At 65.8% G+C, this 13,365-nt stretch carries 2 protein-coding genes and 1 pseudogene; 2 read left to right on the top strand and 1 reads right to left on the bottom strand.

Translation table 11 applies throughout. The annotated features are described in order from the left end of the window. Positions 1-427: 427 nt before the first annotated feature. Both ACZK13_RS04390 and ACZK13_RS04385 read left to right on the top strand, forming a co-directional pair. Positions 428-1,615: a DUF3667 domain-containing protein gene (locus ACZK13_RS04390; protein ID WP_478482284.1), complete on the top strand. Its 1,188-nt coding sequence runs from the start codon at positions 428-430 to the stop codon at positions 1,613-1,615. 75 nt (positions 1,616-1,690) lie between these two features. Then, positions 1,691-2,134 carry a GNAT family N-acetyltransferase gene (locus ACZK13_RS04385; RefSeq protein ID WP_329893391.1) on the top strand — a complete coding sequence of 148 codons (444 nt, stop codon included), beginning with the start codon at positions 1,691-1,693 and terminating at the stop codon, positions 2,132-2,134. Between the two features lie 57 nt (positions 2,135-2,191). Here the strand turns inward: ACZK13_RS04385 and ACZK13_RS04380 are convergent. Then, positions 2,192-13,071, bottom strand: a pseudogene (locus ACZK13_RS04380) (autotransporter-associated beta strand repeat-containing protein). Between the last annotated feature and the right edge of the window lie 294 nt (positions 13,072-13,365).

Below are 13,365 nucleotides of genomic sequence, written 5' to 3'. Positions count from 1 at the left end.
AAACGCAAAAGGGCCGCCCACAGGGTGGCCCTTTTGCGTTTGTCTGGCGGATGGGATGGGTGGTGAGAAGCCACGCCGGGGTTCGACGGTTCTGCAGGAGCAGAACCGGACCGCCGCAGGCGGGTCCCGAGGCGCAACGCGCATCGGGATCGGGTGCATGGATGCACACGACAATCCCCCTCTCTCCGCCAGATAACTGAAAAAGGCTGCCCCCAGGGGCGGCCTTTTTCAGTTATCTGGCGCGGGACGCGAAGTGCGCTGCGCGCGCTTCGCCCCAAACGTTGCTGTGCAACCATTGGGCCCCTCCCTTCGCCTGCCTCTCCCCGCCCCTGTCGGGGCAGCCCCTCAACAGAGGGACTTGTTCCTCCAGATCCATCAGTAGATCCACGCCACGCGTGGATGCTTTTGATCGCCTTACGCACGCTCGTTGGCACTCCAAAACAAAGCTGAACGAAACCTGAAAATTCGCTATCGTAGACGCCTTCATCCGACGCCTGGCCCATTGCCCATGAGTTCGACCGACAGCGCTCACGCCGACTGCGAGAACTGCAACACCGCCCTGCAGGGCCACTACTGCCATCGCTGCGGGCAATCGGCGCACAACCCGCTCAAGCACGTGGGCCATGCCATCGAAGAAGTGTTCGAATCCTTCTGGCACCTGGACGGGCGCATCTTCCGCACGCTGCGCGATCTTTGGGTTCCCGGCCGCATCACGCAGAACTACCTCAAGGGCCGCCGGGTCGGATACGTGCAGCCTTTGCGGCTGTTCGTCATCCTCACCCTGTTTACGTTCTTCATCGGCAAACTGTTCGTGCACGTCGACGACATCCGCATGGGCGGAGGCAATTCGCTGTATGCCAAGTCCATCACCGTTGAACAGGTCGAGGCCGCACGCGCGAAACAGCTGACGATGATCGATCAACAGCAGGCCAGCTCACCTGCTACCGGCAACGCCGGCTTCGCCATGGCCAGAGCGGCGGTGAATGCGGCAGCCGCACAGCGCAAAGGCGAGCTCACCGGCACCAGCAAGGAGGTCGCCACGACCGAGCCCGGCACCTTCTTCAACCACACCGTCAACGGCAAACCGTGGGACGCTGACACCAACCCCATCGTGGTGGCAGGCTGGCCCCGGTTCGCCAACAACTGGCTCAACAAGCGCCTGCACAACGGCAACGCCAACATCCAGCGCATGGGGGGCAAGACCGATCTGTACATGCAGGCGATCCTGACCGCATTGCCCGGTGCCCTGTTCTTCCTGATGCCGGTGTTCGCGCTGGTACTGCGCATCGCCTACGTGCCACGGCAGATGGGGTATCTGGAACATCTGGTGGTGGCGCTGTACAGCCACTGCTGGCTGATGATGGTGCTGCTGGCAACCTTCCTCATCGCCGGCATCAGCAGCGCGCTCGCATCCCCCGCCTTCGCCGCCGCCAGCCAATGGCTGTATGCCCTGCTGTGGCTGGCGGTCCCGGTCTATCTGCTGTGGATGCAGCAACGCGTGTATGGCGGCAACAAGGCGCTGACCGTGTTGCGCTACCTTGCCATCGGCGGCGTCTACCTGTTCCTGGTGAGCTTCGTGGTGATGTATGCGGTGCTGGCGGGAATCTCGGCCTGAGGGATACACGCACGGCATCCGGCCCATGAATCCACGTGTAGCGTGGATCTACTGACGATCGTCTATCGTGGGCCCATGAACCTCCGCCTCTACCGACCCGCAGATGCCAGCGCCTGCCTGTCGATTTTCGACAGCAACGTGCCCACCTACTTCGCGCCCGAAGAGCGCAGCGACCTTGAACGCTTCCTGCGTGAGCAGGCCATGGACTGCGCCTTCCAGGTGATCGAGCGCGACCACCGCATCGTGGCCTGTGGCGGCCTGTCGCGACGCGGTGATGGCAGTGCCGGTTTCTGCTGGGGCATGGTGCAGCACGCGCTGCACCGGCATGGATTGGGACGCGAACTGGCGCTGGCGCGCCTGCGCCAGGCCGAAGCGGATCCCTCGATCAATCGCGTCACGCTCAGCACCAGCCAGCACACCCAGGGCTTCTACGCCGGCCTGGGCTTCCAGGTGATACGTGTGGTGCCCGATGGCCACGGCGCCGGGATCGACGCTGTGGAAATGGAGCGGGAGCTCTAGCGCTCCCGCCCCGGTCCCATCCACGCCCGCCGTGGTTCTACCGCTGGCCCGCTCCCCTCAGAAGCCCACGCGCAGGTTGATCTGCCCGCCGACATCGCGGCGACCGTCGCCGTGCTGGCCCTGCACGAACATCGACAGCTGGCTGTTGCGGCCGAGCCCAACCGCCACGCCCAGCTGGCTGACCAGCGCGTTGCGTGCCATCACCGCGCTGTACACATCGAACGCATTGCCGCCGACCGCGAAGCGGTTGCGGCTGGCCACGTCGGTGTCACCCGAAGCATGCTGCCAGCCGAGGCCGACCGTCAGCTGTGCAGGGAAGCGCTCGCCGCTGCCCACGTCCCAGCGGCCCCGCACGCCCACGGTGCTGACATTGAGCGTGTCCTTGCCGCCTTCCAGCTCCAGCGCAGCAGTGCCGCCCTGCTCCACCGCGCGATCACTGTCGACCCAGTGCTTGGTGAACTGCACATACGGCTGCAGCTGGGTCCTGCCGTGGGTCCAGGTCCAGCTGCCTTCCACCTGGGCGATGGTCACATCCGAGTCCTGGCGGCTGTACAGGGTCTGGCCCAGCAGCGGCACCTCACGTGTGGTGCGCGTGCGGTAGTCGCCGCGCGACACGCTGCCACCGACCGCAAAGCCGTTGTTCCACTGGCCCTGCGCATACAGGCCGAAGGTGTTGCCACGCAGGCGGGCGCGCGAGCTGCGATCGTACAGGCGCGTATCCAGCCGTTCGTTGCCGGCCGCTGCACCCAGCACCACGTGCTCGCCCAGCTGCCAGTCCACGCCGGCCATCAGCGCATTGCGGTTGGAGCGGATGTCGTCGCCGTTGCCATCACCATCCTGCCTGAACACCTTGCCGCTGCCGGCCAGCCAGGCCGAGGCACGCTCACCGCGCACGGTCGGCAGCTCACTGCCCAGGCGCTGGCGGATACCCTCTTCCAGGTAATTGTCGTACAACAGCACCGCACGGCTGGCCGCATGCACTTCACCGGACAGCTGGTCGAAGGCCGCGCGCGCGGTACCCGCGTCATACATCAGCAGCGTGTTGTACAGGCCCAGTGCCGGACCACTCTGCGGCAGGCTGTCCAGCGCTGCGGCGGTGTTGTACTGGTTGCGCGTCTTCGCCGCCGTGGTGAAGGCTGCGGTCTGCGCCACATCGATCTGCAGATTGGCCGTGTTCGCCGTGTAGACCGGGGTGATGGTCAGGAAGGCCGACGGCGTCTTCGCCGAAGCGAACTGCCCGCTCACGCCACCGCCCGCATTGACCACGGTGTACTGCTGGCCCTGCTGGTAGCTGGTGCTCGGCGAGATGGTATTCACCTGCACGCTGCTGCCACCCACGTTGGCACTGCCACCCACCTGCACCGTGTCGCTGCCGGTGGCACCCAGATCGATGCCCAGCGTGCTGCCCGGCGACAAGGTCAGGTTGCCACCCACCGTGATCGTGCCGGTGCCATTGCCCGCACCGCTGCCATTGCCTGGGCCATTACCCGGCGACAGCACGCCGCCACTGGATACCGTCACGCCACCACCGGTACCCCCGATGGTGCCGGTGCCGGACAGCGTGGTACCGCTGCCGATGGTCCACTGGCCGCCGATGTTGCCGGTGACATTCAGGCCACCGCCGGTGACCTGGCCGGTACCGCTGAAACCACCGCTGTTGCCGCCAAGGTTCAGCCCCCCGGACCGGCCTGCACGATGCTGCCGCCACCGCTGATGCTGCCGCCCAGCGTGGTGCTGCCACCGGTGTTGATGATCAGCCCACCGTTGTTGGTGATGTTGCCGGTGATCGAGCCACTGGCGCCGCCATTGCCAACCTGCACGGTGCCACCGGCGTTGATGGTGGTGCCGCCGGTGTAGGTGTTGTTGCCGGTCAGGGTGATGGTGCCAGCGCCGGCCTGGGTCAGGCCACCGCTGCCGCTGATGGTGCCGCCAACGGTGGTATTGCCACCGACGTTGAACACCAGGCTGCCGTTGTTGCTGACGTTGCCGGCAATCGATCCGCTCGCGCCGCCGTTCCCGACCTGCAGCGTGCCGCCGGTGTTGATGGTGGTGCCGCCGCTATAGGTGTTGTTGCCGCCCAGGATCAGCGTGCCGCTGCCGGCCTGGGTCAGGCCACCGCTGCCGCTGATGGCGCCGCCGACGGTGGTGTTGCCACCCACGTTGAAGATCAGGCTGCCGTTGTTGGTGACGCTGCCGCCAATCGCACCGGTCGCGCCGCCATTGCCCACCTGCAGGGTGCCACCGGCAGTGATGGTGGTCGGGCCGGAGTAGGTGTTGTCGCCGGTCACGGTCAGTGTGCCGCTGCCGGCCTGGGTCAGGCCACCGCTGCCGCTGATGGTGCCGCCCAGCGTGGTGTTGCCCGCGACGTTGGACACAAGCGTGCCGTTGTTGGTGATGTCGCCGACGATCGAGCCGGTCGCACCACCATTGCCCAGCTGCAGCGTGCCGCCGGCATTGATGGTGGTACCGCCGGTGTAGGTGTTGGTGCCGGTCAGCACCAGCGAGCCACTGCCCGCCTGGGTCAGGCCACCCGTACCACTGATGGTGCCGCCCAGCAGGGTGTTGCCCGCGACGTTGGAGATCAGCGAACCATTGTTGGTGATGTCGCCAGCGATCGAACCGGTCGCTCCACCATTGCCCACCTGCAGCGTGCCACCGGTATTGATGATGGTGCCGCCGGTGTAGGTGTTGTTGCCGACCAGGGTCAGTACGCCGGCACCGGCCTGGGTCAGGCCACCGCTGCCACTGATCGCGCCGCCAACCGTAGTGTTGCCCGCCACGTCGAACACCAGGCTGCCGTTGTTGGCGACGTTGCCGGTGATCGCACCGGTCGCACCGCCATTGCCGACCTGCAGCGTGCCACCGGCATTGATGGTGGTGCCGCCGGTATAGGTGTTGTTGCCGGTCAGCACCAGCGTGCCAGCGCCGGCCTGGGTCAGGCCACCACTGCCGCTGATGGTGCCGCCCAGCGTGGTGTTGCCCGCCACGTTGGACACCAGCGCGCCGTTGTTGGTGATGTCGCCGACGATCGCGCCGGTCGCACCACCGTTGCCCACCTGCAACGTGCCGCCGGCATTGATGGTGGTACCGCCGGTATAGGTGTTGTTGCCGGTCAGCACCAGCGTGCCGCTGCCGGCCTGGGTCAGGCCACCGCTACCGCTGACCACACCGCCCACGGTTGCGGTGCTGCCCAGGTTGTAGACCAGGCTGCCGTTGTTGGTGATGTCGCCCAGCACCGAACCGGAGCTGCCACCGTTGCCGAGCTGCAGCGTGCTGCCACCGTTGATGGTGGTGCCACCGGTATAGACGTTGTCGCCGCTCAGGGTCAGCGTGCCGGTGCCGCTCTGCACCAGGCCACCGGTGCCACTGAGCACACCGCCGAAGGTGGTGCTGCCGTTGTTGCCGCCGGTGGTCAGGGTCGCACCGCCCAGCACCACGCTGGATCCGGTTACGCCGGCCAGGCCTCCGATGCTCTGGTTGCCACCGGCACTGATGTCCAGCGTACCGGCACCGGTCAGATTGACCGTGCTCGCACCCGACAGGGTGCCACCGGCCGCCACCGCCAGCGTGCCGCTGTTGATGGTGGTGTTACCGGTGTAGGTGCTGGCACCGCCGAGGGTGACCGTTGCTGCGCCATCCTTGAGCAGGCCGCCAGCGCCGCTGATCGGGCCGTTCAAGGTCAGCGCGTTGCTGCCGGCAAGGGTCAGCGTGCCACTGGCCAGCTGCACGGTATTGGCCAGCGTCAGCGCGCTGGTGCCGTCCAGGCTGGCATTGCCGCCCACGGTCAGCGTGCCGGTTCCCAGTGCATTGTTGTTACCCAAGGCAAGGCCACCGGCGTTGAGTGCCACGCCACCGCTGAAGGTATTGCTGCCGGTCAGGCCCTGGATGCCTGCACCATTCTTCACCAGGCCACCGGTACCGGTAATGTCACCAGCGAAGGTCGTGTTTCCTACGCCATTGAGGGTCAGCGTGCTGCCGCCGAGCGCGACCGTACTGCCGGTAACACCCGCCAGTGATCCGATGCTCTGCGCGCCACCGGCAGAAATATCGAACGCTGTTCCGGCGTTGGCCAGTGTCACCGCGCCATTCGCTGCCAAGCTTCCTCCGGCGCCAATCGCCAGCGTGCCCGCATTGATGGTGGTGCCACCAGTGAAGGTATTGGCACCGGTCAGGGTCTGGGTGCCGGTGCCTTCCTTGATCAGCCCACCGGTACCCCCCACCGAACCACTGAACGTGCCATTGACGGGACCACCAATGGTCAAGGTGTTGCCGCCCAGGTTCACCGTGCCGTTGCCGATCAGGGTACCGAACTGCTGCGTGCCGCTGCCCGCCGACAGATCGAAGGTCGCACCACTGGCCAGGTTGACGATGCCACTGGCATTCAAGCTCGCGCCGGCGCCCAATGCCAACGTACCGGCATTGATGAAGGTGCCACCGGTATAGGTATTGGCACCGTTCAAGGTCAGCGTTGCTGCGCCCTCCTTGGTCAGCGCCCCGGTGCCACTCAGGTTGCCGTTGAGGGTGAGGTTGTTGCTGCCGAGCACGGTCAGCCCGGCATTGAGGACGAAGTTGTTGGCCAACGTCACCGCAGTGTTCGAATCGAGCGTACCGTTGCCACCCACCGTTACCGCCCCGGTGCCGAGAGCGGCATCGTTGCCGACCACCAGGCCGCCTGCATTGAGCGTTACACCGCCACTGAAGGTGCTGGCGCCGTTGAGGGTCTGCACGCCTGCGCCGTTCTTGACGAGGCCACCATTGCCGGTGATCGCACCGTTGAACGTGCTGTCTACCGTGCCGCCCAGGGTCAGCGCACTGCCCCCCAGCGCCACGGTGCTGCCGGCCACACCGGCAAGCGAACCGATGCTCTGGTTGCCCGCAGAGATATCGAGGGTACCGGTACCGGCCAGGTTCACCGCGCCGGTCGACGCCAGGCTGCCGCCGGCGCCGATCGCCAGCGTGCCGCTGTTGATGGTGGTGCCTCCGGTGTAGGTATTCGCACCGGTCAGGGTCACGGTGGCCGCACCGTTCTTGATCAGCCCACCGGTACCGGAAATCACACCGCCCAGTGTCAGCGCCTGGCTGCCGAGCAGGTCGAGGTTGGCGCCCGCTGCAAGCCCGATGTTGTTGGCCAGGTTGACGCCTGTCGATGCATCCAGCGTCGCGTTGCCGCCCACCGTCAGCGCACCGCTGCCGAGCGCGGCGTTGTTGCCGACCACCAGGCCGCCGCCATTGAGCGCCAGGCCGCCACTGAACAGGTTGGCGCCGCCCAGCGTGAGGATGCCGGTGCCGTTCTTGACCAGGCCACCGGTGCCGGAAATCGCGCCGTCGAACACGCTGTTGCCGTTGCCGCCGAGGATCAGCGACTGCGCGCCCAGAGTGACCGTGGAGCCAGTCACCCCGGCCAACGAACCAATGGTCTGGCTGGCACCGGACGTCGAGATGTCGAAGCCGGTTCCCGCTGCGGTAAGTGTCACTGCACCGGTGGCCGCCAGGCTGCCGCCCGGACCGATCGCCAGTGTGCCGGCATTGATGAAGGTTCCGCCGGTGTAGGTGTTGGCACCGGTCAACGTCTCGATGCCCGCACCGACCTTGGTCAGGCCACCCGTACCTGCGATAGAGCCACTGAAGGTGCCATTGGTCGCCCCGCCGACTTCGATCGAATTGGCGCCCAGGTTGACCGTACCGTTGCCGACCAGGGTGCCGAACACCTGCGTGCCACTGCCGGCCGACAGATCCAGCGTCGCGCCGGTGGCGAGGTTCACGGTACCGCTCGCCGCCAGGCTGGCACCGGCACCCAGCGCCAGTGTGCCGGCGTTGATGTTGGTACCACCGGTATAGGAGTTGATACCGTTCAAGGTCAGCGTTGCGCCACCATCCTTGGTCAGGCTGCCGGTACCGGAAATCACCCCGTTGAGCGTCAGCGCATTGGTGCCCAGTACGGTCAGGCCTGCGTTGAGCGCGATGTTGTTGGTCAGTGCTGCCAGGCCGGTGGTGTCCAGCGTGGCGGCACCGCCGACGGTCAATGCACCCGTGCCCAGCGCCGCGTCATTGCCGAGCACCAGCCCGCCAGCGTTGAGCGTCACGCCGCCGCCAAACGTGTTGGCGCCGGACAGCGTCTGCACGCCCGCGCCCACCTTGACCAGACCGCCACCACCACTGATCACGCCGTCGAAGGCGGCATTGCCGGCCGTGCCGAAGGTCAACGAATTACCGCCCAGCGCCAGCGTGCTTCCGCCCGCACCGTTGAGCGCGCCGATGGTCTGGCTGCTGCCGGCACCGGAGATATCGAAGCCAGCGCCTGCGCCCAGCGTGACATCACCCGCCACGGCAAGGCTGCCACCTGTTCCCAGTGCCAGCGTACCGGCGTTGATGGTGGTACCGCCGGTATAGGTGTTGGCACCGGACAGCGTCAGCGTGGTGGCACCGTTCTTGATCAGGCTGCCGTTGCCATCGATCACACCCGACAGCGTCAGCGCATTGCTGCCCGGCAATGTCAGTGCAACACCCGAGCCCAGCGTGACCGCATTGCCGAGCGTCGCTGCAGCACCCGCATCCAGCGTGGTGCTGGCATTCACCGCCAGCGTGCCGGAACCGAGTGCGCCGTTCGCGCCGACCACCAGGCCACCACCGTTCAAGGTCAGGCCGCCACCGAAGGTATTGGTGTTGTTGAGCGTCAGCAGGCCTGCACCGTTCTTGATCAGGCTGCCGCTGCCGGCCACCACGCCTGCAAGGGTGAGATCGCTGCTGCCGCCCAGCGTCAGCTGCGTACCCCCACCGAAGTTCACGGCGTTGGCCAGGTTCAGTGCCGTCGTTCCGTCCAGGCTGACGTTGCCGCCGATGCCCAGTGTGCCCGTGCCCAGCGCCCCCGAATTCCCGAGGATCAGGCCACCGGCATCAAGCGCGACACCGCCACTGAAGGTATTGGCACCGGACAGCGTCTGCACGCCAGCACCGACCTTGATCAGCCCACCGCTGCCATCGATGACACCGGCAAAGCTGCCATTGCTGGCGCCACCGAAAGTAAGGGTCTGCGTGCCCAATGCCACATGGCTGCCTGCCACGCCGTTCAACGCGCCAATGGTCTGCCCGGCACCCGCTGCGGAGATGTCCAGCGTCGCGCCGGCACCGGCGAGGTCCACCGCACCGATGGCGGCAAGACTGCCACCCGCGCCGAGTGCCAGCGTACCTGCGTTGACCGTGGCGCCACCGAGGAAGGTATTGGCACCGGACAAGGTCAGCGTCGAGGCGCCGTCCTTGATCAGGCCACCGGCACCACTCACCACACCGCTCAGAGTGAGATTGCTGCTGCCCGGCAGGGTCAGCGTATTGGCGCCCAGGTTCACTGCATTGACCAGCGAAACCGGGGCGCTCGCATCCAGAGAAACATTGCCGCCGATGTTCAGTGCACCGGTACCCAACGCACCGTTGGCGCCGACCGACAGACCGCCCGCATTCAGCGTCAGACCACCACTGAAGGTGTTGCTGTTGTTCAACGACAGCACGCCAGTGCCGGTCTTGATCAGGCCACCGGTGCCGGTGATCAGTCCGCCCAGAGCAACATTCTCATTGCTGGTCAGGCTCAGCTGCGCACCGGCATCGAGATCGATGGCATTGCCCAGGTTCAATGCCACCGTACTGCCCAGGGTCGCGTTCGCGCCCACGGCAAGCAGCCCGGTTCCCAGTGCGCCAGCGTTGCCCAGCATCAGGCCACCGCCGTTGAGCGTCAGCCCACCGGCGAAGTTGTTGGCGCCGTTGAGCGTGAGCGTGCTGGCACCGTTCTTGACCAGGCCACCGGCTCCGGAAACCACCCCGCCAAGCGTGATCGCCTGCGAACCCGGCAGCGACAGCGCAGCCCCACTACCCAGAGTGACATTGTTGACCAGGTTCAACGCCGTGCTGCCATCGAGCGATGCATTGCCACCCACGCTCAATGCGCCCGTCCCGAGTGCACCGCTGTTGCCCAGCAGCAGGCTGCCGGCATTGAGGTTCAGGCCGCCGCTGAATGCATTGGTACCGTTCAAGGTCAGCAGCGAGGCACCGTTCTTGGTCAGGCTGCCGGTGCCGGTGATGTTGCCGCCCAGGGTGAGGTTCTGGCTGCCCGGCAGCGTCAGCACCGCGCCAAGGTTGATGGCATTGCCCAGATTCAGTGCTGCGGTTGCGTCGAGCGAGCCATTGCCGCTGACCGTCAATGCGCCGGTACCGAGTGCACTGCCGTTGCCCAGCAACAGGCCACCGGCCGCCAGGTTCAGGCCACCACTGAAGGTATTGGCGCCGCTGAGCGTCTGCGTGCCCGTTCCCTGCTTGACCAGGCCACCGGTACCGCCGATCACGCCGCCGAATGTCTGGTTGGTGGCATCACCGAAGGTGAGCGTGCTTCCGCCCAGCGAGAGGATGCTGCCTGCCGAACCGGACAGCGCACCGATGGTCTGGTTGCCGCCGAGCGAGATGTCCAGTTCGGCGCCGGCCCCCGCCAAGCTCACCGCCCCGGTGGCCGCCAGACTGCCGCCACTGGCCAGTGCCACCTTTCCTGCGTTTACGTTCAGACCGCCGGTGAATGCGTTGGCCCCACCCAGCGTGAGCGTGGAGGCGCCGTTCTTGACCAGGCTGCCGGTACCACCGATCACGCCGCCCAGCGTCAGCGCGTTGGAGCCCAGCACGTTGAGCGAACCACCCACCCCCAGGTTGATGCCGTTGCCCACGGTCAGTGCCGAGCTGGCATCAAGCGTCACCGCGCCACCGACATTCAATGCGCCGGTTCCCAGCGCACCGCCGTTGCCGAGCACCAGTCCTCCAGCCGTGAGCGACAGCCCTCCACCAAACGTGTTGGCGTTGTTGAGGGTCAGGGTGGCCGCGCCGTTCTTGACCAGGCTGCCGGAGCCACCGATCACGCCGTTGAAGGTCAATGCCTGGTTCCCGGACAGATTGAGGATGCTGCCCGCGCCCAGATTGACCGCGTTGGTGAGAGCGAGCGCCCCGGTGCCATCGAGAGACACGTTGCCGCCAACACTAAGTGTTCCAGTACCCAGCGCGCCTGCATTGCCCAGCAGCAGGCCACCGCCGTTGAGCGTGACGCCACCTGTGAAGGTATTGGCGCCCGACAGGGTCTGGGTACCCGTACCGACCTTGACCAGCGCGCCGCCGACACCGCCGATGACGCCGGAGAAGCTGGTGCTGGTGTTCAGGCCACCCAACGTGAGGCTGCGCGCGCCAAGGTTGAGCGCACCGGATCCGGCGAGTGAGCCGATGGTCTGGCTGGCCGCAACCGAGAGATCGAGGTTGGTACCTGCGCTCAGCGAGATCGCACTTGTCGGTGACAGGCTGCCACCGGCGCCCAATGCCAGCGCACCACCGGTGACCGCGAAGGAGCCCGTAAGCAGGTTGGCACCATTCAAGGTGAGGGTACCCGGACCCGCCTTGACCAGGTCGCCAGCGCCGGAGATCGAACCATTCAGGCCCAGCGCGTTGCTGCCCAGCAGGTTGAGCGTGCCGCCACCGTTGATGACGAGGTTGTTGCCCAGATTGAAGTTGGCCGAGGTATCCAGCGAAGCGTTGCCACCGACGGTCAGACTGCCGCTGCCGAGCGCACCGGCATTGCCGAGCACCAGGCCGCCAGCATTGAGGTTGACGCCACCGCTGAACAGGTTCGCACCGCCCAGGGTGACGATGCCGGTGTTGTTGACCGTCAGCCCACCGGTACCGGATAGCACGCCACTCAAACCGAAGCCTTGGGCACCGCCCAGGTTCAACCCGCCATTGAGGGTGAAATTGTTGCCCAGCGACAGGCCTGCACCACTGGCCGCGATCGAGCCGCCAGTGACGGTAAACAGGCCGGAACCGAATGCGGCGTTGTTGTTGAAGTTCACCACGCCGCCACCGAGGGTGATCGCGCCCGTGCCCGACCACGGCCCCTGCAGGTTCCAGGTGCCGCTGTTGACGGTGAGCTTCTGGAAGCCGATGTAGTTGGTCCAGCCGATGCTCGACGCAGGCCCGTTGTTACTGGCGTTGTCCTGCAGCACCAGGGTGTTGTTGGCGGCACCGGTGCCGATGCCTGCATCAACCGTGCCCGCCGCTGCGACCTTGACCCCGGTTACGCCGGCGAGCAGGCCTGCAGGTGCGCTACCGCCACCGGTAACCACGGTGGACCCTGCCACGGCAGTGAAAGTATTGCCGCCGGTGGAATCACCCAGATGCACACTGCCCGAGATCGTGCCCGAATTGGTGAACGTATTGCCTGTCGAAGCGCCCAGGCCGACACGACCGGTGATGCTGCCACGGTTGGTCACGTTGGCCTGTGCTCCGCCATAGGTCACCACCGACGTCGCATCCGCAAGCTGCCCTATCCCCAGCAGCGACATTCCAATCGAACCATCATTGACCAGCGTGGTGGTCCCACCTGCGGCATTCTGCGCGGTGACCGCCTGGCCGCCGAAACCCAGCAAAGTGCCGATGTTGAAGATGCCCTTGATCTGGCCGCCAGTCTGGTTGTTGACCGTGATCGCGCTGCCACCGGCGGTGTTGTTGCCGACCACCAGGCCGGCCGCGGCCAGGCTGAGACCACCGGTCAGGAACGGATCGATCGTGCCGGCGTTGTTGACCGTGGTGTTGCTGCCGCTCAACGTCACCGCATTGCCGCCCAACAGCAGAGGCACGCTGAACACCGCGCCATTGGCGATGTTCAACGTCAGGCCGCTGGTCGGGTTGACGTAGTTGTTGATGTTGGTGGAGCTGTCGCAGTTGACGGTCGTGGTGCCAGTGCACGCTGCGAAGGCCGAACCACTGGCCAGCGTGGCAGCCAATGCCACCGCCAACTGGTGCGCCCGCAATCGCGGCACCCGCCCTGCGCAGACCGCGCTTCCGCCGGGATTCTGGGTGACCTCCGAAGCAACCTGCATTACGCCGAGGGCGCGATTGAAAACCAGACGGTAAATGCGGTTCATCGGTAAATCTCCATGAAAAGACCGGATGGCACTGCAGGCAGGCTTTTTTTGAAGACAATGCGGCCCACCCCGGCTCCCGACACGGGAACAAGGCCTGGATTCATTAACTTCTGAAAATCTTCACATCTTCACGCGACCGCACCTGGAAAAGGCAGGTCAACGTGTCCGTCAAGGCGAAAACTCCCCGATTTCGCATGACGAATGGCGGCACTGTGCGGCCGATGGCGCCAGCGGCATGTGAATCACGCTCGTTATTTTCATGACGCACGTCAAATAAAACGGGCGGACAAAATG

The sequence above is a fragment of the Stenotrophomonas sp. 99219_Sma genome (assembly GCF_056480785.1).
The sequence above is the reverse complement of the archived record's forward strand: the minus strand, read 5'-3'. Positions and strand labels throughout refer to the sequence as shown.

What these genes read in the sequence shown, in the direction of transcription:
- ACZK13_RS04385 (WP_329893391.1), top strand. Translation starts at nt 1,691, where the DNA reads ATGAACCTCCGCCTCTACCGACCCGCAGATGCCAGCGCCTGCCTGTCG.